At 67.4% G+C, this 26,554-nt stretch carries 23 protein-coding genes; 14 read left to right on the top strand and 9 right to left on the bottom strand.

Annotated features, from left to right (window positions below):
* Window positions 1–9: 9 nt before the first annotated feature.
* From AK36_RS21635 to AK36_RS21590, 10 genes are read left to right on the top strand one after another with little or no spacing between them, the layout of a single operon-like run.
* On the top strand, window positions 10–1,341 hold the full coding sequence (locus AK36_RS21635; RefSeq protein ID WP_045579147.1) for a type II and III secretion system protein family protein: 1,332 nt from the start codon (window positions 10–12) through the stop codon (window positions 1,339–1,341).
* A gap of 60 nt (window positions 1,342–1,401) precedes the next feature.
* Window positions 1,402–2,676: a fimbrial protein gene (locus AK36_RS21630; RefSeq protein WP_045579146.1), complete on the top strand. Its 1,275-nt coding sequence runs from the start codon at window positions 1,402–1,404 to the stop codon at window positions 2,674–2,676.
* Window positions 2,677–2,679: 3 nt separating this feature from the next.
* Window positions 2,680–4,044, top strand: a complete 1,365-nt coding sequence (locus tag AK36_RS21625; RefSeq protein WP_034195570.1) for a TadA family conjugal transfer-associated ATPase — start codon at window positions 2,680–2,682, stop codon at window positions 4,042–4,044.
* Window positions 4,037–5,023: a type II secretion system F family protein gene (locus AK36_RS21620; RefSeq protein WP_034195569.1), complete on the top strand. Its 987-nt coding sequence runs from the start codon at window positions 4,037–4,039 to the stop codon at window positions 5,021–5,023. The genes AK36_RS21625 and AK36_RS21620 overlap by 8 nt, the downstream gene beginning before the upstream one ends.
* A gap of 4 nt (window positions 5,024–5,027) precedes the next feature.
* Window positions 5,028–6,020: a type II secretion system F family protein gene (locus AK36_RS21615; protein WP_034195568.1), complete on the top strand. Its 993-nt coding sequence runs from the start codon at window positions 5,028–5,030 to the stop codon at window positions 6,018–6,020.
* Window positions 6,021–6,037: 17 nt separating this feature from the next.
* Window positions 6,038–6,880, top strand: a complete 843-nt coding sequence (locus tag AK36_RS21610; protein ID WP_045579145.1) for a tetratricopeptide repeat protein — start codon at window positions 6,038–6,040, stop codon at window positions 6,878–6,880.
* A 20-nt stretch (window positions 6,881–6,900) separates the two neighbouring features.
* Window positions 6,901–7,224: a DUF3613 domain-containing protein gene (locus AK36_RS21605; protein WP_034195566.1), complete on the top strand. Its 324-nt coding sequence runs from the start codon at window positions 6,901–6,903 to the stop codon at window positions 7,222–7,224.
* Between the two features lie 11 nt (window positions 7,225–7,235).
* Window positions 7,236–9,275 (top strand): pilus assembly protein TadG-related protein, encoded by a 2,040-nt coding sequence (locus tag AK36_RS21600; RefSeq protein WP_080938704.1) that lies wholly within the window; start codon window positions 7,236–7,238, stop codon window positions 9,273–9,275.
* Between the two features lie 11 nt (window positions 9,276–9,286).
* Window positions 9,287–10,678, top strand: coding sequence for a sigma 54-interacting transcriptional regulator (locus tag AK36_RS21595; RefSeq protein ID WP_011884633.1), 1,392 nt, complete (start codon window positions 9,287–9,289; stop codon window positions 10,676–10,678).
* A gap of 54 nt (window positions 10,679–10,732) precedes the next feature.
* A complete protein-coding gene (locus AK36_RS21590) occupies window positions 10,733–11,437 on the top strand; it encodes a DUF2968 domain-containing protein (RefSeq protein WP_011884635.1) in 705 nt (234 codons plus the stop codon).
* 83 nt (window positions 11,438–11,520) lie between these two features.
* Here the strand turns inward: AK36_RS21590 and hfq are convergent, their stop codons facing one another.
* Complete coding sequence (hfq, locus tag AK36_RS21585; protein WP_034195564.1) at window positions 11,521–12,081, bottom strand: RNA chaperone Hfq; 561 nt, start codon at window positions 12,079–12,081, stop codon at window positions 11,521–11,523.
* A 294-nt stretch (window positions 12,082–12,375) separates the two neighbouring features.
* On the opposite strand from hfq, the gene AK36_RS21580 reads away from it, so the two are divergent.
* Entirely contained in the window at window positions 12,376–12,657 is a 282-nt protein-coding gene (locus tag AK36_RS21580) for a PXPV repeat protein (protein WP_041493957.1), read from the top strand.
* A 30-nt stretch (window positions 12,658–12,687) separates the two neighbouring features.
* Here the strand turns inward: AK36_RS21580 and AK36_RS21575 are convergent, their stop codons facing one another.
* From AK36_RS21575 to AK36_RS21560, 4 genes are all read right to left on the bottom strand, one after another.
* A complete protein-coding gene (locus AK36_RS21575; RefSeq protein WP_045579144.1) occupies window positions 12,688–13,605 on the bottom strand; it encodes a DUF1571 domain-containing protein in 918 nt (305 codons plus the stop codon).
* Window positions 13,606–13,634: 29 nt separating this feature from the next.
* On the bottom strand, window positions 13,635–15,389 hold the full coding sequence (locus tag AK36_RS21570; RefSeq protein ID WP_045579143.1) for an AMP-binding protein: 1,755 nt from the start codon (window positions 15,387–15,389) through the stop codon (window positions 13,635–13,637).
* A 270-nt stretch (window positions 15,390–15,659) separates the two neighbouring features.
* Window positions 15,660–16,478: a TetR/AcrR family transcriptional regulator gene (locus AK36_RS21565; protein ID WP_045579142.1), complete on the bottom strand. Its 819-nt coding sequence runs from the start codon at window positions 16,476–16,478 to the stop codon at window positions 15,660–15,662.
* A gap of 216 nt (window positions 16,479–16,694) precedes the next feature.
* A complete protein-coding gene (locus AK36_RS21560) occupies window positions 16,695–17,915 on the bottom strand; it encodes an MFS transporter (RefSeq protein ID WP_014722954.1) in 1,221 nt (406 codons plus the stop codon).
* A 268-nt stretch (window positions 17,916–18,183) separates the two neighbouring features.
* On the opposite strand from AK36_RS21560, the gene AK36_RS21555 reads away from it, so the two are divergent.
* The 3 genes from AK36_RS21555 (at window position 18,184) to AK36_RS21545 (ending at window position 21,221) form a co-directional block, all read left to right on the top strand.
* A complete protein-coding gene (locus AK36_RS21555) occupies window positions 18,184–18,726 on the top strand; it encodes a GNAT family N-acetyltransferase (protein ID WP_045579475.1) in 543 nt (180 codons plus the stop codon).
* 111 nt (window positions 18,727–18,837) lie between these two features.
* Entirely contained in the window at window positions 18,838–19,464 is a 627-nt protein-coding gene (locus tag AK36_RS21550; RefSeq protein ID WP_011884649.1) for a ParB-like protein, read from the top strand.
* A gap of 38 nt (window positions 19,465–19,502) precedes the next feature.
* The gene (locus tag AK36_RS21545; protein ID WP_011884651.1) at window positions 19,503–21,221 is read left to right on the top strand and encodes a SulP family inorganic anion transporter; all 1,719 of its coding nucleotides are present in this window, start codon (window positions 19,503–19,505) and stop codon (window positions 21,219–21,221) included.
* 289 nt (window positions 21,222–21,510) lie between these two features.
* On the opposite strand, the gene AK36_RS21540 is transcribed toward AK36_RS21545, so the two are convergent.
* The 4 genes from AK36_RS21540 to AK36_RS21525 all read right to left on the bottom strand — a co-directional run bounded on the left by AK36_RS21540 (window position 21,511) and on the right by AK36_RS21525 (window position 26,401).
* Window positions 21,511–22,455: an ABC transporter substrate-binding protein gene (locus AK36_RS21540; RefSeq protein WP_011884652.1), complete on the bottom strand. Its 945-nt coding sequence runs from the start codon at window positions 22,453–22,455 to the stop codon at window positions 21,511–21,513.
* An 82-nt stretch (window positions 22,456–22,537) separates the two neighbouring features.
* Entirely contained in the window at window positions 22,538–23,575 is a 1,038-nt protein-coding gene (locus AK36_RS21535; protein WP_011884653.1) for an ABC transporter permease subunit, read from the bottom strand.
* A gap of 38 nt (window positions 23,576–23,613) precedes the next feature.
* A complete protein-coding gene (locus tag AK36_RS21530) occupies window positions 23,614–25,167 on the bottom strand; it encodes a sugar ABC transporter ATP-binding protein (protein ID WP_014722957.1) in 1,554 nt (517 codons plus the stop codon).
* On the bottom strand, window positions 25,154–26,401 hold the full coding sequence (locus tag AK36_RS21525) for an ROK family protein (protein ID WP_045579474.1): 1,248 nt from the start codon (window positions 26,399–26,401) through the stop codon (window positions 25,154–25,156). The genes AK36_RS21530 and AK36_RS21525 overlap by 14 nt, the downstream gene beginning before the upstream one ends.
* Between the last annotated feature and the right edge of the window lie 153 nt (window positions 26,402–26,554).

Here is a 26,554-nt window from a genome sequence, read left to right as displayed (position 1 = left end):
CAACAATCCATGAAAAACACCCTGACTGCATTCGCGATGGCTCTGTGGGTCCTGACCTTCGCATCCATGGCAAGCGCGAGCGGGACGATCGAGCTCGCGGTCGGCGCGCAACGGCAGATCGCCGCCGGCCGCGCGCTGCAGCGGGTCGCCGTCGGCGATCCGGCGATCGCCGACGTGCTGATCATGAAAGGCAGCCGTGCCGGCTCCGTGCTGCTGACCGCGAAGGCGCCCGGCACCACCAACGTGATGGTCTGGGAGCGCGGCCACGACGAGCCGACGGTCTGGAACGTCGAAGTCGTCGATGCGGCCGCGCAGGCCGTGCTCGACGCGTCGACGCCGCAGGTGAAGGCCTATGGCGGCACGTCGGTGCTGCGCGGCGCGGCCGGCTCGCTCGACGCGCACGAACGCGCGGTGGCCGTCGCGAAGAACATGAGCCCGAAGGGCGCGGTGATCGATCGTTCGACGCTGGCCGGCAAGAACGTGGTGCAAGTGGACGTGCGCGTCGTCGAATTCAGCCGTTCGGTGCTCAAGCAGGTCGGCTTCAACTTCTTCAAGCAGAGCAACGGCTTTTCGTTCGGCTCGTTCTCGCCGGGCGGCGTGCAGTCGTACAACGGCGGGTCCGGTCCCGGCACGGCGGCCTATATCCCGACGCTCGGCGCACCCGTTGCGTCCGCCTTCAACCTGGTCGTGAACGCGGCCGGGCACGGCATCTTCGCCGACCTGTCGCTGCTCGAAGCGAACAACCTGGCGCGCGTGCTCGCGGAACCGACGCTCGTCGCGCTGTCCGGCCAGAGCGCCAGCTTCCTCGCCGGCGGCGAGATTCCGGTGCCGTCGCCGCAGGGGCTCGGCTCGACCGCGATCCAGTGGAAGCAATACGGCGTCGGGCTGTCGCTGACGCCGACGGTGCTGAGCCCGAACCGGATCGCGCTGAAGGTCGCGCCGGAATCGAGCCAGCTCGATTTCGTGAACAGCGTGACGATCAGCGGCGTCGCGGTGCCGGGCATCACGACGCGCCGCGCCGACACGACGGTCGAGCTCGGCGACGGCGAGAGCTTCGTGATCGGCGGCCTGATCGACCGTCAGACGATGTCGAACGTCAGCAAGGTGCCGCTGCTGGGCGACCTGCCGATCATCGGCACGTTCTTCAAGAACCTGAATTACCAGCAGAACGACAAGGAACTGCTGATCATCGTGACGCCGCATCTCGTCGCGCCGATCGCGAAGGGCGCGGTGCTGCCCGCGACGCCCGGCGAATTGGCCGAGCAGCATGACGGGCCGGTATGGCGGTCGTATCTCGGCGGTGCGGCGTCGCCGGACGCGGCGCCGGGGTTTTCGAAATGAGCACGAAGCACGACGCGCCGGGTCCCCGCGCGGCGCATTGCGCAATCGGGAGTGTGCGACATGAATGCACGAATCGAATCACTATGTGAACCCGCCGTGACGGACTACTTCGTTTGCGCAACGCAGAAGGACGCACACGTGCGCTGGCTCGCCGACACGCTCGTGTCGGCCGGTGCGGTCGAAGCCGCATCGCTCGAGCCCGGCGTGCTCGCGCAGCGCATCACCGGCCTCAACCCGGCGCTCGTGTTCGTCGACTTCTCCGCAAGCAGCGACGCGGCGAGCATTGCCGTCGCCGCGATCCGCGCCGCGCATCCGGGCTTGCCGATCGTCGCGCTCGGTTCGCTGGCCCAGCCGGAGAGCACGCTCGCCGCGCTGCGCGCGGGCGTGCGCGACTTCATCGACGTGTCGGCGCCTGCCGAGGAGGCGCTGCGCACGACGCGCGGCCTGCTGTCCAACGTCGGCGAGCCGGCGAGTCGCCACGGCAAGGTCGTTGCGCTGCTCGGCGCGCGCGCGGGCATGGGCGTCAGCACGCTCGCCGCGAATCTCGCCGTGTGGTTGCAGAAGCACGCGCTCGGACCGGGCGCGAAAGACCAACACGGCGGCAGCACGCCGGCCGGCCGTCAGACCGCGCTGGTCGATCTGGGACTGCCGGCCGGGGACGGCGCGCTGTTCCTGAACACGCGCTGCGAGTTCCATTTCATCGACGCCGTGCAGAACCTGCGCCGCATCGACCGCACGTTCGTGAACACCGCGCTGACGCGGCACCAGAGCGGCGTGGCGCTGACCACGCTGCCGCCCGACCTCGGCGGCCTGCGCGACGTGTCGTATGCGGCTTGCGTCGGCTTGCTGAACCGGTTTCGCGCGTTCTTCGATCAGCAGGTCGTCGATCTCGGCGGCTTCTCTAATCGCGACTTCGTCACGCAGATCGCCGCGTCGGCCGACGAAGCGTGGCTCGTCTGCGATCAGGGCGTCGCGTCGATCGTGTCCGCGGCCGATCTACTCACCGGCTTGCGTGACGCGGGGATCGACACCGATCGCGTCAAGCTGGTGGTCAACCAGTACGACCCCGCGCTGGACCTGATGCCCGCGCAGATCGCCGAGCGTCTCGGGCTGTCGCTGGTGGGCACGTTGCCCGCGCGGCGCGTCGCGATCGGCCATGCCGCGAACCAGGGGCGGCTGATCGTCGATGCGGCGGAGCGCGATCCGTACGTGCGCGCCCTCGAATCCCTCGCCGTGCGGTTGCCGGGCATCTCCGGCACGGCCGGCGCGTCGCGTGCCGCGCCGCGCCTGTCCGCGCTCAAGCGCTTCATTCAACCTTCGTCCAAGCGGTCGTAACCGATGGCACACGACATTCAATTTGCCGACGGCGCAGCGCCGTTCTCCCAGACCCAGCAATTCCACGACATCAAGAATGCCGCGCACGAGCACTTGCTCACGCGCATCGAGGAGCTGGGCGCCGAGTTCGGCCGCTGGTCGCGCCAGGCGATCAACCAGTTCGTCGATCTGGAGATCGACAGCTTCGTGCGCCTGCGCCGGATTCCGCTCAACGAGAACGAAGTGCGCGCGATCGCCGAGGCGCTGACGAAGGAGCTGGCGGGCTTCGGGCCGATCGAGGACCTGCTCGCGGACCCGGCCGTCGAGGACATCCTGATCAACGGCTACAACGACGTGTACGTGTCGCGTCACGGCATGCTCGCCAAGCTGCCGGTGCGCTTCACCGACAACGCGCATCTGCTGCGCATCGTGCGGCGCATCCTCGCGCCGATCGGCCGCCGGCTCGACGAGTCGAACCCGATGGTCGATGCGCGGCTGCCGGACGGCGGACGCGTGAATGTCGTGATCGAGCCGCTGTCGATCGACGGCCCGATCGTGTCGATCCGGAAGTTCCGCAAGGATCCGCTGAAGCCGTCGGACCTGCTCGGCAACGGCACGTACAACGAAGAAATCGGCGCGCTGCTCGAGGCGGCCGTCGAAGCGCGCTGCAACGTGCTCGTGTCGGGCGGCACGAGCTCGGGCAAGACGTCGTTGCTCAATGCGCTCGCGTTTCATATTCCCGAGCCCGAGCGCGTCGTGACGATCGAGGATACGGCCGAGCTGTCGCTGAACCATCCGCACGTCGTGCGGCTCGAGAGCCGGCCGGGTGGATTCGACGGCTCCGGCGTGGTGACGATTCGCGACCTGCTGCGCAATACGCTGCGGATGCGTCCGGACCGGATCATCGTCGGCGAAGTGCGCGGCGGCGAAGTGCTCGAAATGCTGCAGGCGATGAACACCGGCCACGACGGCTCGATGGGCACCGTGCATGCGAGCTCGCCGCGCGAGTGCCTGTACCGTCTCGAGATGCTCGCGGGCTTCGCCGGCTTTCAGGGTACCGAGTCGAGCCTGCGGCGGCAGATCGCGAACGCGATCGACTTCATCGTGCAGATCGGGCGGCTGTCGAACGGGCGTCGCCGGATTCTGTCGATCACCGAGGTGACCGGGCTGTCCGACAACATCATCGCGACGCAGGAGCTGTATCGCTACGAGGCGCGTGTGACGCCGGAGGGCGAGGAAGTCGATCACTGGGAGTCGCTCGGCATCCATCCGCATTCGCCGAAGCTCGCGCGTTTCCGTCAGACGCTGTCGGGCGGCGCGGCGGGCGGTGGATTCGGCGGCGGGTTCGGCGGCGGCGGATTCGGTCGCGGCGGGGGCTTCAATGTATAGCGCGATGGTCTGGGTGCTCGCGGTCGCGATGCTGTGCGTGGCATCGGCATTGATGCTGTGGCGACATGCAGAAACCCGGCGCGTGCGAACGGACGCGAAGCGCTTCATCGACAGCCGGCTCGAACCGGGCGCGCGCGCGCCGGCGCAGCCGGCGGCGGCATCTGCCGGCGCGCGCACCGCGTCGCCGTCCGGTGTCGCGCGCGGCGCGATGGCCGAGGCCTTCTGGGTGCAGTGGTATGCGTCGGCCGCCGAGTACCTCGCCAATCTCGTGAACCGCGCGGGCATCGAAGGCGCTCGCGGCAAGGCGATCGGTGCGCTCGCCGTGCTGCTGGCGATCGCCGGGCTCGCGACCCATCGCGCCGGCGTGCTCGCCGGTCTGGCGGCGCTCGTGTGCGGCGGCGCGATGTTCGGCGTCTGGCTGGCATCGCGCATCCAGCGGCGACGGCTGAAGATCGTCCGGCAGATTCCGTCGTTCCTCGACGGCATCGTGCGGCTGGTGACGCTCGGCAACAGCGTGCCCGCGGCGTTCCAGGCGGCGCTGCTGACGAGCGAGGAACCGCTGCGCGGCTGTCTCGATCACGTGTCGAGGATGCTGCGCTCGGGCGTCGAGATCGATCGCGCGATGCTACATGTCGCGAAGGTCTACCGCACGAAGGAATTCGAGCTGCTCGGCTCGGTGCTGCGGCTGTCGGTGAAATACGGCGGACGCGCGGACGTGATGCTCGAGAGGATGGCCGTGTTCATGCGCGATCTCGAGCAGGCGGAGCGCGAGCTGACGGCGATGTCGGCGGAGACGCGGTTGTCGGCGTTCGTGCTCATGATGCTTCCGGTCGCGATCGGCAGTTTTGTCGTGATGACGAACCCGAGGTATCTGCAAGGGATGTGGAACGACCCGGGCGGACGCGTGCTGCTGACGCTCGCGTTCGTGATGCAGGTGGCGGGCAGTGTGTGGTTGTACCGGATGGCCCGGCTGAGGTGATGCGATGACGGCAACTCAAATCGGATCGATCGCGTTGGCGCTTGGCGCGCTCGGCGTCCTGCTGTTCGGCATGGCCGCGATGTTGCGCGCGAGCGCCGCGTCGCGTGCCGAGCGTGCGCTGAAGGATGCGCTCGAACACCGCATGGCGACGCTCGAGGCAGCCAAGCCGGGAAGCGCTGCGGCCGGCGATTCCGCCGGGAAACCGGACGCGCGCGTTCGGCAACGCGTCGAACGCATGCTTGGCTGGGTATCGGCGAACGGGATGCGCCTGCTCGACACCGGCTTCGGCAAGCATATCGTCGCGGACGAAGACCGTCGTCTGCTCGAGCAATGCGGCTACGTCGACGCCCGCACGCGCGGGCTGTTCCTGATGGCGCGACTCGCCTGCGGGATCGCCGTGCCCGTGCTGTTCGCGGTGTTCGCGAGCGGCCGGATGAAGGGCGGATACTGGACGATCGGCGTGTTCGCCGCATTCGCATTCGGCTTCATGCTGCCGAAGCTCTACGTGCGCCGCCGTGCCGCGGCTCGACGTCAGAGCGTGATCGACGAATTGCCGTTGCTGGTCGACATGCTGCGGCTGTTGCAGGGCGTCGGCTTGTCGCTCGATCAAAGCCTGCAGGTCGTGACGAACGATTTCCGCGGGATGATGCCGGTGCTCTCGTCGGAGGTCGGCATCGCGCAGCGCCATTTCGCGGCCGGCCGCACGCGCGAGCAGTCGATGCAGCGCTTGTCCGGCGGCTTCGACAACGAGGATTTGCGCGCGATCGCACGGCTGATGGTGCAGGTGGACAAGCACGGCGGCGCCGTTCAGGAACCGCTCAAGCAGTTCGGCGATCGATTGCGCGAGACGCGTCGCGCGATGCTGCGCGAACGAATCGGCCGATTGACCGTGAAGATGACCGGGGTGATGGTTCTGACGCTGCTGCCTGCGCTGCTGATCGTGACGGCCGGCCCCGGATTTCTGGCAGTGACGCACGCGCTGTCGGCGCACCATTGACGGTGGAAGGAAAGACGATGAAGCGGATCGGCAGGATGGCAAGGCTGGCCGGCATGGCGACGATGGCGTTGATGCTCGTTGCATGCGCGACCAAGGAGAGCGGATATGGTGTCGGCGCACAGACCGAACGTGCGGCGTTGATCCAGGCCGCGGACCAGAAGCAAGCGGTGCCCGATACGCCGGGCATGTATCTCGGCCTGATCCAGCGGATGCAGACACAAGGTTTGTATTACGCGTCGCTCGCGCATATCGACGCGTACGACAAAACGTACGGCGTATCGCCGGACACGATACTGCTGCGAGCGGATGCGCTGCGGATGACGGACCAGCCGGCCGCGAGTGCGGCAGCTTATGAGCAATTGCTGAAGACGCCGCTCGCCGCGCGCGGCTATCGCGGGCTCGGGCTGATCGCGGGCGCAGCCGGCGATTTCGGCCAGGCGGTGCAGGCGTTGACGCAGGCGTCCGAACTCGCGCCGACCGATGCGTCGCTGCTGTCCGATCTCGCGTACGCGAAATTGCGCAGCGGCGACATCGTCGGCGCGCGCGTGCCGCTGATGAAGGCCGCTGAACTGGATCAACGCAACCCCAAGATCGTCAGCAACCTCGCGCTGTATCTGGTTGCCGCGGGGCGCGCGCAGGACGCGCAGCGCTTGATGAACCAGCAGCGTTTGCCGGCCAATATCCGCAAGGACATCAGCAGCGATGCCGCGAGAGTGGCGGCCGCGGCGCGCGCGCAGCAGCGGGCGGTGGCAACGCCGCCGGTGGTATCGCGGCGTGCCGCGCCGGTGTCGATCGCGCCGATGGCGAACAATCTCAGCTATGACCAGACCGCGCCGCTGCTGCAACGGTTTGCACAATGAACGGATACGCGGGGAACGACATGAAGCAGACATTTCACCGATACATGCGCGCGGGCCGCATCGCTCTGCTCGGCGCGATCGCCGGCATCGCGCTGGGTACCGTTGCCGCATACGGGCAGGTCGCTGCGCCGGGCGCATCGGAGGTGGGGCGCTCGACGCAGCAATGGCTGTCGCTGCAGCGGGACAACCGCGTGGCTGCGCCGACACAGCCGTTGCTCGGCGACGTTGCGACGCTGACGTACCAGCGCTATCTGGATTCCTTCAAGAACAAGATTCCAGAATCGATGAGTTCGCAGATGGGCTCCGCGGGCGGCATGTCGGGCGGCGGGCAGAGTGCGCAGTAAGCGAGACGACGATGCGCGGTGATCATCCATACGTGATTCGGCGGCCCAGCGCAGGTTGGATGGCGCGACGTCGGCAGCGCGGCTCGATTGCGGTCATCGGAGCGATCTGGGTGTTGGTCGCGCTCGTCGTGCTGGGGGCGATCGACGTCGGCAACCTGTATTTTCAGAAGCGGGACCTGCAGCGCGTCGCCGACATGGTCGCATTGGCGGCGGTTCAGCCGATGTCGAGCGATCCGGCCAGATGCCTGAGCGATGCGAAGAAGAACGTGGCGGTCAGCGCGGGCCTGAACGACAACGGTTATTCGGTCACGCTGATCGATGCCGCGGCGAACGCCACGCCGACGCCGGGCAACGACCAGATCGCCGTCAGCTGCGGCGCATGGGATACCGCGAATGCATACGTTACGCCGGCGCAGTCGGTCGCCAATGCGGCACGCGTGACGGTGTACCGGCAAGTGCAGTATTTCTTTCTCGGGCTGCTGAGCCAATTGAGTGGTCGAAAGGCCGTGTTGTCGGCCACTGCAACGGCACGTTCGTCGGCGATCGATACGTTCAGCGTCGCTGCGACGCTCGCGAGTCTCAATACGTCGTCTTCCGCGCTGCTCGATTCGTTGCTGACCGGCTTGCTGGGTGCTTCGGCCAACGTCAACGTCGGCCTGGCGAGCTATCAGTCGCTGGCCGTGGCCAACGTCACGCTGGCTCAATTGGCCAACGCCGCGCTGCAGCTCGGCCAGTCCGGCATGTCGAGTCCGCCCACGATCGGCCAGCTGCTGGGCCTCGATCTGACCGTATCCGATATTCTCAATCTCGCCGCGACGGCGGTCGGCAAGGATACGACGGTCGGCGTGGTGCTCACCACGTTGCGGGGCAGCGTCGGTGCGAGCGTCAATGTGTCGAAGATCGCGTTGGGCAGCCTCCTTCAATACTCCGGCAGTAACGCGGAGGCTGCGGCGAACGCCAGCATCAATGTGCTGCAGTTGCTGATCACGACGGCGGAGGTCGGCGCATACAACAGTGCATTGTCGGTATCGATCGGGCAAACCAGTTGCCCGGGAAACGCATTGTGTCCGCTGATCAGCGCGGTATCGGCGCTTGCGCGCGTCAACAGTCTGCAACTGCAGGTGCTGGCGCCGCCGTCGATCGGCATCGGCGAGGCAGGGCAGGTGAACGGCATCTGGCGCACGCAGGCGTCGCAGGCGGAGATCGGCATCTACGCCGATCTGCAGGTATTGTCGGACCCGCCGCCGCTGCAGATTCCGCCGTTGGTGCCGTTGCTGACGATCCAGCTTTCCGGGCCGCGTCTGCCGCTCTATATCATCGCGGGCGGCCCGGCGCGGGCCTGGTTGGCAAGTACCGATTGCCAGTCGGCGCCGGCCGCGAGCACCGCGACGTTCGGCGCCTTGCCGGGCGCGGCGATGATCTGCGCCGGACAGAATACCGGCGGCAAGCTGAACCTCAATGCGCCGAGCTGTGCGGCTTCGTCCGGCACGATTCCCGTCGCGAAGCTCTCGGCGTCTGGAATACTCGGCAACTTCACCGCGCTGCAAATCGCGCTGTCGGCGTCGAACCCCGTCGCGTATGTAGGCGGCAGCGCCAGCACGCCGATATACAGCGGGCCGCCGTTGCCGTCGACACCGGGCGCGTTGAATGCCGACCTGCCGTTGACCGGTACCGGCATCGTCTATCCGAACAATTCGCAATACTCGTTCTGCAATACCAAGCCGGGCAACGGCGCTTGCGCATCGTCGGCCTGGTCTCCGGGGCCCAACTGGACCACGTCGGCGACTGCCACCAACACGCTGGGCGTCCAGCTGACCAATGTGTTGAATGGCACCGCGCTGCAGCTCAACGTTCTGGGCCTCGATCTGTCGATTCTCACGCAGATTCTCCAACCGCTGACGGACCAACTCATCCCGTTGCTCGTCGGGCTTGTGAATCCGTTGCTCAACACGCTCGTGACGCCGCTGCTGTCCGCACTCGGACTGCAAGTCGGCCAATTGACCGTGATTCAGCACAGCCTGACATGCAACGCCCCGCAAATCGTCCATTGAAAGCAACAGCCATGAGAAACACGCCCGCAATCGCAGAACTCGACCTGTACGTCTGGGAAGGCAAGGCGGACATCGTCGACCGCGTTGCCCGCTGCATGGCGAGCTTCGACGTCGAGGTGATCCGTGCCGACAACGCGGAGATCTCGCCCGAGCGCGCCGCACTGCGGCCGTCGCTCGCGATCATCAGCGTGACGATGATCGAAACCGGTGCGGCGTTCCTGCGCGACTGGCAGGCCAACATCGGCATGCCCGTCGTGTGGGTCGGTGCGGCGCGCGATCACGATGCGTCGCAGTATCCGCCCGACTATTCGCACATCCTGCCGCTCGACTTCACCTGTGCCGAACTGCGCGGGATGGTCGGCAAGCTCGTCACGCAATTGCGCGCGCACGCGGCCGAAACGCTGCAGCCGTCCGAACTCGTCGCGCACTCGGAGTCGATGCAGGCGCTGCTGCACGAAGTCGATACCTTCGCCGACTGCGACACCAACGTGCTGCTGCACGGCGAAACCGGCGTCGGCAAGGAGCGCATCGCCCAGTTGCTGCACGAGAAGCATTCGCGTTACCGGCACGGCGAATTCGTGCCGGTGAACTGCGGCGCGATCCCCGACGGCCTGTTCGAATCGCTGTTCTTCGGCCATGCGAAGGGCTCGTTCACGGGTGCGGTTGTTGCGCATAAAGGCTACTTCGAGCAGGCGGCGGGCGGCACGCTGTTCCTCGACGAAGTCGGCGATCTGCCGTTGTATCAGCAGGTCAAGCTGCTGCGCGTGCTCGAGGACGGCGCGGTGCTGCGGGTCGGTGCGACGACGCCGGTCAAGGTCGATTTCCGCCTCGTCGCGGCCAGCAACAAGAAGCTGCCGCAACTCGTGAAGGACGGGCTGTTTCGCGCGGATCTGTACTATCGGCTCGCGGTGATCGAGCTGAGCATTCCGTCGCTGGAGGAGCGCGGCGCGGTCGACAAGATCGCGTTGTTCAAGTCGTTCGTCGCCGACGTGGTTGGCGAGGCGCGCCTCGCCGAGCTGTCGGACCTGCCTTACTGGCTCGCCGACGCGGTCGCGGACAGCTATTTCCCGGGCAACGTGCGGGAATTGCGCAATCTGGCCGAGCGCGTCGGCGTGACGGTGCGGCAGACGGGCGGCTGGGATGCCGCGCGGCTGCAGCGGCTGATCGCGCACGCGCGCAATTCGGCGCAGCCGGTGCCGGCGGAGAGCGCGGCGGAAGTGTTCGTCGATCGCAGCAAGTGGGACATGAACGAACGCAGCCGCGTGATCGCCGCACTGGACGCCAACGGCTGGCGACGCCAGGACACCGCGCAGCAACTCGGCATCAGCCGCAAGGTGCTGTGGGAAAAGATGCGCAAGTACCAGATCTTCGACGAAGAGCCCGAGACTCGCGAAAGCGATTAATTAATGAGATAAAATCGCGCTCAATTACAACGACACGGGCGGGAATAAAAATTCATGAGCCACATTACGGGGTTGGGGCGGGCATGCGTGCTGTTCGCCATGATGGGAGGCATGCAGGGCGTGTACGCGCAGGGATTGGCAGCCGATGCGGCATCGGCGGTGCAGCAGGCGTCGGCGCCGGTAGCGGCGATTCCGGCGCTCGATCCGCAGGTTCAGTCGGTGCAGCCGCAGGCGGGCGAGACGACCGGGCAAAGCACGGTCGACGAGCTGCAGCGGCAGATGCAGGCGCATGCATTGACGGAAATGCGCACGAACTATAACGGCAGCTACGGCGCGAGCCTGTTGTTCAACGTGAAGGACGGTGCGTATTTCGTGGCGCTGTTTCAGCAGAAGGCGTTCTGGCGTGTGATCAAGACGCACGACGACGCGCGCGCCGAAGCGATCTACCGCGACTTCTCGCATCAGGCGGCGCGGCTGGCCGTCAACGAGTTGCGGGCGGCGAAGCTGGAAGCGCAGAAGGCGCAAACCGACCGGCAGATTCAGGCCACGCAGGACCGCGCACGTCGCCTGCAAGCCGACCTGTCGATCGCGCACGAGCAGCAGGCCGCGGTCGCCGATCACCAGAAGAACGTACGCGACGAAACGGCGGCGCTGCAGACGCAGCAGGCGCAGCTTCAGGGTCAGTTGCGCGCGTTGCAGAAGCAGGTGCGCGCGCTGCAGCGTGAGGCCAATGCGGGCTTGCCGTCGACGGCACACTGAGCGGTCATGGGGTGCGCGGTGCGGCGACATGCCGCGCCGGCCTACCAGCAAAAAGGGCAAGCCGTTTGGCTTGCCCTTTTGTTTTACTGGCCGTCCGGCACGATTCGCCGGCGCCGGGTGACGATCACCGGCCCGGTGCCGCCACGTGAATCGGACGGCGCGCTGCTGCCCGGTGCGTCGCTGGTATCGCGCGGCGCGCCGTAGCTTTCGCGCGGTGCGCCATAACCTTCGCGCGGTTCGCGCGGTGCGCCGTAGCCTTCCCGCGGCTCACGCGAGCCGTATCCTTCGCGCGGTTCACGCGAGCCGTAGCCGCCGTCGCCGCGCGACTCGCGCGAGCCGCCGTGCGAGCCGTACGGGCTGTGGCCGCCGCCTTCACGGCCGCCCGGCCGGCCGCCGGGACGCGGGCCACGCGGACCGCCGCCGGGACGCGAGCCGCCCGTGTCGAGCTGGATCGTCGAAATCGCGCGCTTGTAGATGCCTTGCAGACCCACAGGGGTGCGCAGCATCACCAGGTACTGATCGAACGACTCGATGCAACCCGTCAGACGAATGCCGTTGACGAGATAGATTTCAACACGCTTACGTTCCTTGCGTGCCGAATTGATGAAGTCGTTTTGCGGATGGGATTCTGCGGGATTGGCCATTGAGGTGCGGCAGGAGCCTGCGTCAGAGATGTGTTGTGCGTGTGTGTGGCGTGATCGCTCACCAAGTATTTAGCGGGATTCTACCCTGTTCGTTCCGCCCGCGCGTGATCGCGATTGTGTCGAACCGTAACCCACTATAGACGCTCCGCGGCATTTTCGCGATTCGGCCGAACGGCCAGTTGCCGTTCCGTTACGTCGCGTTACGACTCTCGCAGCGGCGTAGCACCTCGCCGTGTGCGTCCGGATTACAGTCGCGGCGAATGCCGGGCAGGCCGGCGGAACATGGAACGAAACATGAACAAGAGGGGCTTGGCGGTGTGGATCGGCGGCGCGGCATTGGTCGCGTCCGGCAGCGCAATGGCGGGGCACGTCGACCTGTCCGTCGGGATCGGCGTGCCGGTCGCGCCGGTCTATGTCGAGCCGGCGCCGGTCTATGTGGCGCCGCAGCCGGCGGTCGTCGCCTATCCGGGCTACGGGTACGGCTACTATGGCGACGATGACGACGACGGTTACCGGAAGTGGCGCAAGCACTATTACAAGCACTGGCGCAAGCACCACGACGATGACGACGATTGAGCACGGCGCGCGGCGCAGCACGCGTGACGCTCAGAACGCGTAGTCCGGGTTCTTCGGATCGAACGCGGACGCGTCGAGCGTCGCCGGCGCGATCGTCTCGATGACGATCCGCTCGAAGATCCTGCCGTCGTTGTCGTACGACTCGACGGTCCGGAAGTAGGGCGCGTGCAGATCGAGGCCGAGCACTTCCTTCTTCGCATAGAACTGCGGGCGGCCGGTCGGCGTTTCGTAGGTGAGGGCGACCACGCGTACGCCGCCGATGGTTTTCGCTTCGACGTGGGTCGGCCGCTGGACGCCGGCCTCCTGGTATTTCCTTGCTTCGCTCAGGTACAGGTTCGCGATGAACTCGGTGCCGAGATCCTTCACCTGGTGATTCGACTGGGCGCGCGCCAGCGCGCCGTCGAGCGCCGTCCACAGCGGAATCTTGCCGAGCAGCCCGCCGAGATGGCCGTACATCTCGTCCTTGCGCAGCGTCGTGTCGTAGATCGTTTCCTGTCCCGCATGCGCGCCGCCCGGCAGCCATTTCGCGTACACGCGCAGCGGCTCGCGCGTCGTCTTCACGAGCATGCGGTCGGGCGTGTCGGGCCACTTGCCGTTGATGCGTTCCTGCCGCGCCATCGTGAACTGGTACGACGGATAGCCGTTCGGGCCATGACCGACATAGAGCGGCACCGCGAGCGGATCGAGCGCGTTGAACAGCGCGGTGAGCGTCGCGTCGTCGAGTTGCGCGAGCGTGCCGCGCTGCGCGGCCGCGCGCAGCCAGCGCGCCTGCTGCGCAGCCGGTTCGTGCGTGACCTTGTCGAGCTCGGCCGGCAGCGTCGTGGCTGTGGCCGTGGGCGCGCTGGCGGCAGCGGCGGCCGTTTCCTGCGCGTGCGGCGGTGCCAGCGTCAGCATGCATGCGACGGCGGCGGCCGCATGCGCGGCGCGGCGCATCGTTCGTGGGTTCATCGGCGGCGTCTCCGGGGGCGAGCCATCGTTCAGCGTTGTTTCGCGGCGTCGAGTTTCGCGAGCTCCTCGTCGCGCAGCGCGCGGCGCAGGATCTTGCCGACGTTGGTCTGCGGCAGCGCGTCGCGGAATTCGACCGACTTCGGCATCTTGTAGCCGGTGAGGTTCTTGCGGCAATGCGCGAGCACGTCGTCGACGGTGAGCGCGGGGTCGCGCCGCACGACGAACACCTTGATCCGCTCGCCGTGCACCTCGTCCGGAATGCCGATCGCCGCAGCCTCGCTGATGCCCGGATGCATGACCAGCACTTCCTCGATCTCGTTCGGGTACACGTTGAAGCCGGATACGAGAATCATGTCCTTCTTGCGATCGATCAGACGGATGAAGCCGTGCTCGTCCATCACGCCGATGTCGCCGGTGCCGAGCCAGCCGTCGGCGTCGAGCACCTTGGCGGTTTCGTCGGGGCGTTGCCAGTAGCCGCGCATCACCTGCGGGCCGCGCACGCACAGCTCGCCGGGCTCGCCGATGCCGGCCCAGGTGCCGTCCTCGCGGCGAAAGCGCACCTGGGTCGATGGCGCGGGCAGGCCGACGGAGCCGCTGAACGCGGCCATGTCGCTGAGGTCGACCGGGTTCATCGTGACGATCGGCGAGCATTCGGTGAGCCCGTAGCCTTCGACGACCGGCCTGCCCGTGACTTCCTCGAAGCGTTCCGCGACCGCGCGTTGCATCGCCATCCCGCCAGCCATCGCGAGCTTGAGCTTGGAGAAGTCGCGCTTGCGGAATTCTTCGTTGTCGAGGAACGCGTTGTACAGCGTGTTGATGCCGGTGATGCCGGTGAAGGTTTCGTTGCGGATGATCTTCATCACCATCGTCATGTCGCGCGGGTTCGCGATCAGGATGTTGCGCCCGCCGAGCCCCATGAAGATGAACGCGTTCACCGTCAGCGAATAGATGTGGTAAAGCGGCAGCGGCGTGAGGACGGTTTCGACGTCGCCCGACACTTGATCGGCGATCCATGCCTTCGCTTGCAGCAGGTTCGCGATCAGGTTGCCGTGCGTGAGCATCGCGCCTTTCGCGACGCCGGTGGTGCCGCCGGTGTATTGCAGGAACGCGAGGTCGTCGCGGGTGACGCGCGCCGGCTGGGGTTTGGTGCGCGCGCCGAGCGCGAGGGCCGAGCGCAGCCGCACCGCCTGCGGCAGGTTGTAGGGCGGCACGAGCTTCTTCACGTGCTTCAGCACGAAGTTGATCAGGTGTCCTTTGGCGTTCAGACCGTCGGCGAGGAGGTCGCCGAGCGCGGTGACGACGATGTTCTTCACCTGGGTGTCGGGCAGCGCGTCCTGCAGCGTGCGCGCGAAGTTTTCGAACACGACGATGGTTTGGGCGCCGCTGTCCTTGAGCTGGTGCGCGAGTTCGCGGGCGGTGTAGAGCGGATTGACGTTGACGACGATCGCGCCGGCTTTCAGCGTGCCGAACAGTGCGACCGGATACTGGAACGTGTTCGGCAGCATGATCGCGACGCGGTCGCCCGGCTTCACGCCGATGCTTTGCAGATACGACGCGAACGCATCGACTTTCTGCGCGAGCGTGCGGTAGGTCATCGATGCGCCGGCGCTCACGTACGCGACTCGCTCGGCGAAACGCGTCGTGCATTCGTCGAAGAATTGCACGAGCGACGTGTATTGCGCGACGTCGATTTCGTGCGGCACGCCGCGCGGGTACGACTTGTACCAGATGCCGTCGGTGTCGGGCGGGAGCTGCGCCGTTGCGGTTGCTGCGGGTGCTGACATGATGTGTGTCTCCGGTGTCGGCGAGAGTTGGCGCTTTAGCGCCTACTCTCGCCCCATGCTTCGCGGTCGGCCAGAGTTGGCGCTTCAGCGCCTACTCTCGCCCCATGCTTCGCGGTCGACGCACCCCAGCGCGTCACCGCCCGCACTATCCTCATCCGGCGAAAACCCCATCGGTTTTCGCCACAAAAATCCGATCCCAACCGGCGACGTACCCCCACCGGCCTCGATCAAACGAGTCATGAAACGCTGGATCTGCACAACGCGCCGCGTTCAACCCGCCGAATGCGCTGCCGCCGTATCGACGGCAGCCGCCGCCGACGGCATCCCGAGCGCTTCGCTCGCGCCGGCATCGTCGAGCACGGCGGCGAAGATTGCCAGCTGCGCGCTGTCGGGCATCGGCGCCTTCAGCGCGGCGACGATCAGCGACGACAGCCGCGCGATCATCTGCACGTCGTTCATCGTGCGGCGTTGCGAGAATTCGTCGATCAGGCTTTCGGTTTCGGCGCCGGCGAGCGCGCCGGACAGCGCGCCGATCGCAAAGTGAAGCCGCCAGCCGAGTTCCGTGCGCGGCAGGTGCGGCAGCGCGCGCTGGAACGCATCGAAGAAACGACCGGCGACGCTCGCGTAGTGCGCGGTCAGGAAGTTGCGGACGAACGGCGACGGGTCGGTGTACGCGCGGCCGATCAGCCGCAGGAACGCAGGGCCGCCGCGCTCGGGATCGCGCGACGCCTTCAGCGCGGGAATGAACATCGCGCCGAGCACGTGCTCGCAGGTGATGTGGGTGCCCAGTTGCGCATCGAAGCGGTCGAGGATGCCGAGCCGTTCCTGGTTCAACTGGTCGAGCCGACGCGACAGCATCGCGTGGATCAGCGCTTCCTTGCTGCCGAAGTGGTAATTGACCGCGGCAAGGTTCACCGCCGCACGCGACGTGATCTGCCGCATCGACATCGCTTCGAAGCCGTGCTCGATGAACAGATCCTCGGCTGCATCGAGGATGCGCACCTTCGTGCCGCCGCTCTGCCGAGCGCCGGACGGTCGCGTCCCCGACGGCCGTCCCGTCGACGGCCGCCCCTCCTGAGTTACTGCCATGTCCCGCCTCCCAATGCCGGTCGCCCTGCCGCGAACAGCTGATTCGTTCGTCTGATTCAAACGGCTGTTTTTATTAAGATAAAAAGACGCAGGCAGGCCGGGCAAGCGCGGAGTCTCGGCAAATTCCTCTAGTTCGATGTGCAGATGCGGGATACGTCGGACGCAAGCCACGCCCCGCGCGGCGCATCCGATGGTGCGGCGCGGCAACGTGCGGGTTCAGCCGGCGCCGGTACGTGTATTGACCGATTGCGTCATGTCGATGCCGCGCCGCTCGCGGCTGAACAGGATCAGCACGGCGATCGCGACGGCCACGATGCCGGCCACGAGCGCGAGCGCAAACGCATAGTCGTTGCCGTGCGACACGGCGAGCGACGCCTGCATCGTCGCGTTGCCGGACGCGAGCAGATTGCCGAGCTGGTAGACGAAACCGGGGAAGGTCGCGCGGATCTCGTCGGGGGAGATTTCGTTCAGATGCACGGGGATCACGCCCCACGCGCCCTGTACCGATATCTGCATTAGGAACGCGCCGGCCGCCAGTGCGAGCGGGCCGCTCGAGAATGCCCACAGCGGCAGCACGGGCAGTGCGATCAGCGCCGCGATGAAGATCGCGCGGCGGCGGCCGATCCGCTCCGAGATCGCGCCGAACGACAGGCCGCCGACGATCGCGCCGAGGTTCAGCACGATCGTGATCCACGACACGGTATGCGGATCGAAGTGATGCTGTTCGCGCAGAAACGTCGGATACAGGTCCTGCGTGCCGTGCGAGAAGAAGTTGAATGCGGTCATCAGGACGATCGCGTAGATCGCGAGCTTCCAGTTGTGCCGAAACGTGGCGGCGAGGCTCGGCCGCGTCCGTTTCTCCATCTGCTTCCACGCGGGCGACTCCGGTACGTGCGCGCGCACGTACAGCACGAGCAGCGCAGGCAGCACGCCGACCATGAACATGCCGCGCCAGCCGATGTACTGGTAGAACAGCCCGAACACGACCGAAGCGAGCAGATAGCCGCTCGGGTAGCCGGCCTGCAGCAGGCCCGACACGATGCCGCGCGCATGCGTCGGCACGGTTTCCATCGTCAGCGCCGAGCCGACGCCCCATTCGCCGCCCATCGCGACGCCGAACAGCGCGCGCAATGCCAGCAGCGCGGTCAGGCTCGGCGCGAAACCCGACGCCAGCTCGAGCAGCGAATAACACGCGATGTTCACCATCAGCGTCGGGCGGCGGCCGAAGCGATCGGCGAGGCGGCCGAAGATCAGCGCGCCGAGCGGGCGCATCGCGAGCGTGAGCGTGAGCGCGAACGCGACGGCGGGGATCGTCGTTGCGAATTCGGCCGCGATGTCCTTCAGCACGAACACCATCAGGAAGAAATCGAATGCGTCGAGCGTCCAGCCGAGGTAGGCGGCGATCGTGACGTTGCGTTGCTCGCGAGTCCAGCTCATGTCGTGGGTTCTCCTCGTTGGCTTGCCTGCCTGCCGGCTCGTACGGTTGCCGGCCGGCAGGCGCGCAGTGCGGCGGGCATGGATCGAGTGTAGGCCGTCGCGCCGCGCGATACGGGCGAATCGGGAATAATCCCTATGAAATGATCCATTGCGTGCAACGGAGGCGATGCCGGCCGAGCGACGCGTCAGCCGTCTGTATCATTGCGGCAGGCTTTTTGTATCGATCACGTCACGCGCGATGCGCATCGTTCCCGAAGCAGGAATCCAGATGGCCGAATCCCCCGATCCCGCGTTGCCGGTGCTGCAGACCGAGCGCTTGTGGCTGCGCCCGCGCGTGCTCGCCGATCTCGACGCGTGTATCGAGATGGATCGCGATCGGGAAGTGACGCGGTACATCGCCGGCCCGTGGCACGACCCCGCCGAGCATCGCCGCTTCGTCACGCACCGGATCACGCGCGACTATCCGGCCGGCCTCGGCTACTGGTCGATCTTCGAGAAGGCCGCGCCCGACCGGTTCATCGGCTGGGTGCTGCTGATTCCCGACTACGCGGGCGGCGCGCGCGACGTCGAGATCGGCTGGCGGCTCGTGCGCACGGCGTGGGGGCGCGGCATCGCGAGCGAGGCCGCGGCGGCCGTCGTGCGGCACGCATTCGACACCGTGCGGCTGCCGCGTGTGATCGCCGACATCGCGGCGGCCAACACCGGTTCGCTGAACGTCGCACACAAGCTCGGGATGCGCCGCGTGGGCGTCGTGGATGACGGCATCTCTTATGTGCGGCATCGTCTGGAGCGCGACGACCTGCGCACCTAGCGGCGCCGGTTGTCAGAGATCGTCAAGCGTACGCGTATCGAGGTCGCGACGTATTAACGGCTCGTCCGATCAGGAGTATCGTTGCCGACATTCGCAACATGGGGTACGACCATGGCACTCGGCAACGACGTTCATCTGATTCCCGTCCGGCTCGACGCGCTGCGTCCGACGCAGATGACGGTCGGCTATCGCGAAGTGAAGGCGAAGCGCAAGCACTGGAAGACGCTCGGCAAGCGCGCGCGCCAGGCCGCGATCGAATCGCACTGGTTTCCCGCGGTGCTCGGCCCGGGCGGCCTGCATTACATCACCGATCATCACCATCTCGGCCTCGCATTGATCGAGGAGGGCGAGACGCGCGTGAACGCCATGCTGCTGAAGGATCTGTCGTGGCTCGACGACACGATTTTCTGGCGGATCATGGAGCACAACCAGTGGGTGCATCCGTTCGGCCCGGACGGTGCGCGGCGCGAATACGCGCATCTGCCGCAGGCGCTGACCGGGCTCGAGGACGACCCGTATCGCAGCCTCGCGGGCGAGCTGCGCACCGCGGGCGGCTACGCGAAGGACGCGACGCCGTTCAGCGAATTCCTGTGGGCCGACTACCTGCGCCAGCACGTGAGCCTCGACCAGATCCGCAAGAATTTCGACAAGGCGCTCGACCTGTCGCTGCGCCGCGCCCACGATCAGGACGCGCGCTATCTGCCGGGCTGGTCCGGCGTGATCGCGGTCAAGCCGTGACCGGCGCAGGCGATCCGACGTTCGATGAAGAAGGCTCGATGACGACCACCCAGACTCGCCCGGAAGCCGGCCCGCAGCGCGCCGAGCATTTCGCCGCACTCGATGCGGCCGCGCCTTCGCCGCCGCGGCGCGTTGGCCTCGACGCGCTGGCCGGCCTGTCGATCGCCGGTCTGCTGATCCCCGAGGCCGTCGCATATGCCGGCCTTGCGAACCTGCCGCCGCAGGCGGGCCTCATCGCGCTGCTGTCGGGGCTCGTCATCTATGCGCTGACCGGCAGCAGCCGCTTTGCGATCGTGTCGTCGACGTCGTCGTCGGCCGCCGTGCTCGCCGCGACCGTGCTGAGCGAGTCGGGGCTCGCGCTGGCCGCTCAACTCGCGCTGGCGGCCGCACTCGTGACGGTGACCGGCGTGCTGTTCATCCTGTCGGGCGCGGCGCGGCTCGGCGGCATGTCCGATTTCGTCGCTCGGCCGGTTCTGCGCGGGTTCACGTTCGGGCTCGCGCTGACGATCGTCATCAAGCAACTGCCGAAGATCCTCGCGGTTTCCGTGCGGCACGGCGATGCGCCGCACGTCGTGCTCGAACTCGTCAGGGGCGCGCCGCAGGCGAACCTCGCGAGCGTCGCGCTCGGCGCGGCCGCGCTCGCGCTGCTGTTTGCGCTCGGGCGCCGCTCGCGCGTGCCGGCGACGCTCGTCGTGATCGTGCTGTCGATCGTCGCCGGCTATCTGGTCGACTGGCAGCGCTACGGGATCGCGGTGGTCGGACACATCGATTTCCGGCATATCGAATTCGGGCTGCCGCGGCTCGACCGCAATGCGTGGATGCAGACGGTCGAGCTCGCATTCGCGCTGATGCTGATCCTGTACGCGGAGTCGTACGGATCGATTCGCAACTTCGCGCTGAAGCACGGCGACAGCGTGTCCGCGAATCGCGACCTGGTCGCGATCGGCTGCGCGAACCTCGTCTCGGGGCTGCTGCACGGGATGCCGGTCGGCGCCGGCTATTCGGCGACGGCCGCGAACGAGGCCGCCGGCGCGCAGTCCCGCTTCGCGGGGCTGTGGGCCGCGGCGGTGGTCGCGCTGATCGTGGGGCTGCTGCTGCCGCAGCTCGCGCGCACGCCGGAGCCCGTGCTCGCGGCGATCGTGATCTTCGCGGTCAGCCACTCGCTGCATCCGTCGATATTCCGGCCGTATTGGGTATGGCACCGCGACCGGCTCGTCGTGATCGCGGCGCTGCTGGCCGTGCTCGTGCTCGGCGTGCTGCACGGGCTGCTCGTGGCGATCGGCGTGAACCTGCTGCTGACGCTGCGCAAGCTGTCGGAGCCGAACGTCAGCGTGCTCGGCCGGCTGCGCGACGGGCACGATTTCGTCGACGTCGCGAATCATGCCGATGCGAAGCCGGTGCCCGGCGTGCTGATCGTGCGGCCCGAGGCGCAGCTGTTCTTCGCGAACGCGGACCGGATGCTCAACCGCGTGCGCGCGCTGATGAAGGACGCACCCGATGCGCACACCGTGATGCTGAGCCTCGAGGAAACGCCCGACGTGGACGGCACGACGATCGAGTCGTTGCGCACGTTCGCGGCCGAGTGTGCGGCGCGCGGGCTGCGGCTCGCGATCGTGCGGCTCAAGGCGCATGCGCTCAATGCGCTGCGCCGGGCGGCCGACGATACGCTGCGCGACGACGCGATGTCGGAACTGAGCGTGGATGAGAGCCTGCAATTGCTGCAGGCGCGCGGTCGCGACGGGGCGAGTGGCGGGTGATGGGGGCGGGTGGTGCGTTGAGCAGGATATGTAACGGGCAAGCGGGACGCTCGCGCCGGCGGCGTCGACGTGAAGCGCGGCGGGCGGTCGCGCTGCATGCGGCGTGACGGGCGGCGGCTAATGCAATCCGTGCCGCCAGCGCCGCTCGTGCCACCCGTGCCGCTCGTGCGATCCACGGCGCGGGGCCGCCAATGAATGCGGCCAGTGCGACTCGTGCCCCGCGACCACCCGCATCCGCCCTCAGCCCACACGCCCCGTCCGACACCGCACGCGAGCACGTACGCCGCGATCAGCGCGGGCTGGTCCAGCCCTTGTAGCCTTTCACGTTGTCGCGCGTGACGAGCGTCGGCTCGATCAGGATCATCGGGTTGGCCGGCTTCTGACCGTTCATGATGCCGTAGCCGACGTTCACCGCCTGTTGCGCCATCGCCCACGGGTCCTGGCTCGACGACGCCTGCACGAGCGTGTTCGACTTCAGTGCGACCTCGATGTCGGGCGCGCCGTCGACCGACGTGATCACGATGTTCGGGCGGTTCAGTTGCTTCGCCGCGAGATCGCTGCCGATCGCCTGCGGATCGTTGATCGTGAACACGCCGTCGAGCTTCGGAAAGCGCGTCAGGTAGCCTTGCATCGCGTTCATCCCGCCTTCGCGCGAGCCCTTGCCGTCCTGGTCGCTCGACAGCAGCTTGATGCCCGGGTTCTTCGCGAGCACGGCCTTGCAGCCGTTCACGCGGTCGATCACGGCCGACACCTGCGGGCCGTTCTCGATGATCACGTTGCCCTTGCCGTTGAGCTTCTTCGCGAGGTAGTCGCACGCGAGTTCGCCGGCCTTCACGTTGTTGGTCTGCACGGTCGCGTTCGCGCCGGCGGCCGCGACGTCGACGGCGACCACCGTGATGCCGGCTGCCTGCGCCTTCTTCACCGCCGGCTCGATCGCCTTCGGATCGGTCGCGTTCAGCAGGATCATGTCGACGTGCGCGGAGATGAAGTTGTCGATCTGCGTGAACTGCTTGTTCAGATCGTAGTCGGCCGACACCGCGGTGACTTTCGCGTTCGGATTGATCTGCTTCGCGCGCGCTTCGGCGCCCTTGACGATCGTGACGAAGTACGGGTTGCCGAGCGATCCGACCGTGACGCCGATCGATTTCAGCGGCTTGTCGGCCGCGTGGGCGGCGGCGGTGCCGAATGCGAGCGCGCAGGCGACGGCGGTCAGGGCGGCTTGGTGCTTGAACATGTCGTTGTGTCTCCGAAGGTCCGTTGGCGGTCGGGCGCAGGAGGACCTGCCTGCGCCCCGATGGTTGAACGGGAAGGGCGGCTCAGGTGCGGGCCGAGTCGCGCTGGCGATAGCGGTCGAGCGCGACGGCGCCGATGATCACGAGCCCCTTGATGATGTACTGCCAGATGTCCGATACGCCCAGCAGCACGAGGCCGTTGGTCAGCACCGCGATGATCAGCGCGCCGATCAGCGTGCCGACGATCGAACCGACGCCGCCGACGAAGCTCGTGCCGCCGAGGATCACCGCGGCGATCGCGTCGAGCTCGTACGACTGGCCGAGCTGCAGGCCGTTGGCCGCGTAGAGCCGGGCGGCCGACATCACCGCGCCGAGCCCGGCGAGCAGCCCCGACGCCGCATAGACGAACAGCTGGATCGCGCGCACGTTGATGCCCGACAGCCGCGCGGCTTCCGGGTTGCCGCCGACCGAGTAGATCCGCATCCCGAGCACGGTGCGGCGCAGGATGAACCACGACAGCGCAATCACCGCGCAGGCGATCACGACGAGCCAGGGCACGCCGAGTACCGTGCCGTTGCCGATGAACGCGAACGGCAGTTGCGGGTTGAAGATGGTCGTGTCGTTGCCGATCAGGCGCGCGACGCCGCGCACGGCCGTCATCGCGCCGAGCGTGACGATGAACGGCGGCAGGCGCAGGAACGAGATCAGGCCGCCGTTGATCGCGCCGAACGCGAGGCCGACGGCGAGCGCGATCGGCACGCCGAGCCAGCCCCAGCCGGGGATCGTCGACGCGAGCAGCGCGGCGACCGCCGACGCGGCCAGCACCGAGCCGACCGACAGGTCGATGCCGCCCGTCAGGATCACGAACGTCATGCCGGCGGCGAGCACGATGTTGATCGACGCCTGCTGCGTGACGATCGACAGGTTCTGCAGCGTGAAGAAGCCGTCGGTCAGGAAGCCGAAGCCGATGCACAGCACCAGCAGCACGGGCAGCATCCCTGCCGTGCGCAGCAGCGACTGCATGCGTGCGCGATGATCGGCGCCGCGCAACAGCGGCGTGCGGGTGGCGACCGGTTGGGCCGCCGCGGAAGCGAGGTTCCGTTGCTTGGGCTGGTTGATCATGTCGGTACCTTGGATGAAGGAGTGAGTGAGGGCCGCGGTCAGTGCGCGTCGGCGAGTTCGGCCTGCGAGCCGGTCGCGAGCGCGATGATCGCTTCCTGCGTGATCGGCGTGTGCGTGTGGCCGCCGAGTTCGCCGGCGATTTCGCCTTCGCGCATCACGAGCACGCGGTCGGCGACGCCGATGATCTCCGGCAGCTCGCTCGAGATCACGATCACGCCGACGCCCGCGCGGGCCAGTTCGTTGATGATCCGGTAGATCTCGGACTTGGCGCCGATGTCGACGCCGCGCGTCGGTTCGTCGAGGATCAGCACGCGCGGCTTGGTCTCGAGCAGCCGCGACAGCAGTACCTTCTGCTGATTGCCGCCCGACAGCGCGCCGACGTTCACGTTCGCGTGCGGCACGCGGATCGACAGCGACGCGATCGCGTCGCGCGCGCGCTCGGCGCCGCGCGCGAGATCGAGCGTGCCGAGCCGCGCGTCGCGGTTGCACACCGAGATGTTGATGTTGTCGCGCACGCTCATGTCGAGGAACAGGCCCTGGCGCTTGCGGTCTTCGGTCAGATAGACGAGGCCGGCGTCGATCGCATCGCGCGGCGAATGTGCGCCGAACGTGCGCTCGCCGAGCTTCACCTCGCCGCGCGTGCGCGGCTCCGCGCCGAAGATCAGCCGCGCGAGTTCGGTGCGGCCCGCGCCGACCAGCCCGGCGATGCCGAGCACTTCGCCCGCGTGCAGGTCGAGGCTGCAGCCGCGCACGCGCTCGTCGTCGGCGATGTCGCGCACCGACAGCAGCAGGTGGCCGGGGTCGTACGGCGCGTGTTCCTTCTTGTAGAAGCCGGAGATGTCGCGGCCCACCATCATCGCGACGAGCCGGTCGGCCGACAGCGCCGCGCGCTCGAGCGTGCCGACGTAGGTGCCGTCGCGCAGCACCGACACGCGGTCGGACAGCTCGTAGATCTCGGCCATTCGGTGGCTGATGTAGATGATCGCGAGGCCTTCCTCGCGCAGCTGGCGGATCAGGCCGAACAGATGTTCCGTTTCGCGCGACGACAGCGGCGTCGTCGGTTCGTCCATCACCAGAATGCGTGCGCGGGTATGCACGGCGCGCGCGATCTCGACGAGCTGCTGCTCGGCGATCGACAGCGTGCCGACCAGCGTGTCCGGCCCGAACGGCGCGCCGAGGCGCGCCAGCACGTCCTGGCAGCCGCGCGCCATCGCCGCGCGGTCGATGGTGCCCCAGCGCCGGTTGCCGCGGCGCAGCTCGCGCCCGACGTAGATGTTCTCCGCGACGGTGAGGTTCGGCGCGAGGCACAGCTCCTGATAGATCACCGCGACGCCGGCATCGCGCGCGGCGAGCGGGCCGTCGACGTCGATGCGCTGGCCGTCGATCAGGATTTCGCCGCCGGCGTCGGCACGATACGCGCCCGAGAGGATTTTCATCAGCGTCGACTTGCCCGCGCCGTTCTCGCCCATCAGCGAGTGGATCTCGCCCGGATAGACGGTCAGGCTGACATTGTCGAGCGCGCGCACGGCCGGGAACGTCTTGCTGATTCCGCGCATTTCGAGCAGCGGCCGCGGCGACTCAGATCGCGACATGGTTGACCTCCTGCGATTCGATGCGGGCGCCCCTGAGGATGCCGGCCCGCGGGGAGAAGTTGAAGTACATCGGCAGCGTCGCGGCGCCGATCGCGCCGGCGTCGGCGCCGAACGTGCCGCGCACGAGCGTCGGCGTGCCGCGCGCTTCCGGAGCGGTGGCGACGAGCGCAGCGCGCAGGCGGCTGGTCAACGCGTCGAGCAGGCCCGCGTCGGTATCGGCGTCGAGCACGACCACCGGCGCATCGACGACGCACAGCACCGCACGCAGTGCCGGTGCGAGCGCATCGACGCAGTCGTCGATCCATTCGGTCACCGCCGGCAGGCCGCGGGCGATGCACGCCTCGAGGTCGGCGCGGCTTTCGACCGTCTCGCCGTGATGGCGCAGATGGCGCACCAGCGCATGCAGCGACGCGCGCGCGAGCAGGATGTCCCACGGCCCGCGTGGCGGCGGCGCGGAGGCGAGCCGGCTCGGCAGCACGGGGATCACGGCGATGTCGCCGGCATTGCCCGTCACGCCGCGCAGGCAGTCGCCGTCGATCGCGATGCCGCCGCCGATCGCCGGGCCGATGAACAGATAGACGAAGTCGTCGCACTGGCGGCCGTACCCGTAGAACAGTTCGGCGATGGCGGCCGCGTTGCCGTCGTTCTCGCCGAACACGGGCAGCGACACCGTGCGCCCGAGGTCGCTGGCGAAGTCGACGTCTTCCCACGCGCGGAACGTGTCGGGCGCCAGGCCGAGCTCGCGCATCCACGCGCCGAGGTTGTACGGCTGGGCGACGCCGATGCCCGCGAGCCGCGCGCGTTCGTGCGCGGGCAGCAGAGCCTGCATCGCGTCGATGTCGTGGCGCACGATCTCGATGACTTCGGCGGGCGGCGGCAGCAGGGTGTCGTGCGAACGGCGGCCGAGTACGTCGCCGGCGAAATTGACGAGCGCCGTCTCGATGCGCATGCGGTCGAGATGGACGCCGATGCCGAACGCGCCGCGCGGATCGAGACGGATCAGCGACGCCGGCTGGCCGCGCTGGCCTTCGGTGCGCCCGGCGAATTCGATCAGCTTCGCATCGGCGAGCGACGCGATGATGCTGCCGACGGCCGTGCCGGTCATGTTCGCGAGTCGGGCGAGATCGGCTTTCGACGCGCTGCCCGCGCGGCGCAGCGTCTTCAGCAACAGGCGCTCGTTGTAACGGCGCACGTTGGCCGAGTTGCTGCCCTGACCGATGTGCGGGCTTCTCATCGCGTCTCCTTCCATGTCGCACCGGTGTCGGCGCATTAAATAAATCATGTTGATTTATTTAACCGCGTGGACGGCGTCATGTCAGCCTAGGGAAATCCCGGTTTTTCTTGGTGACGAGAGTGGGGGCATGCGGGAGAGGGCGGTTGCCGGCGC

It is taken from the genome of Burkholderia vietnamiensis LMG 10929, assembly GCF_000959445.1.
GTDB lineage: Bacteria > Pseudomonadota > Gammaproteobacteria > Burkholderiales > Burkholderiaceae > Burkholderia > Burkholderia vietnamiensis.
Note: the sequence above shows the minus strand (reverse complement) of the source record. Positions and strands in the feature narration are given on the sequence as shown.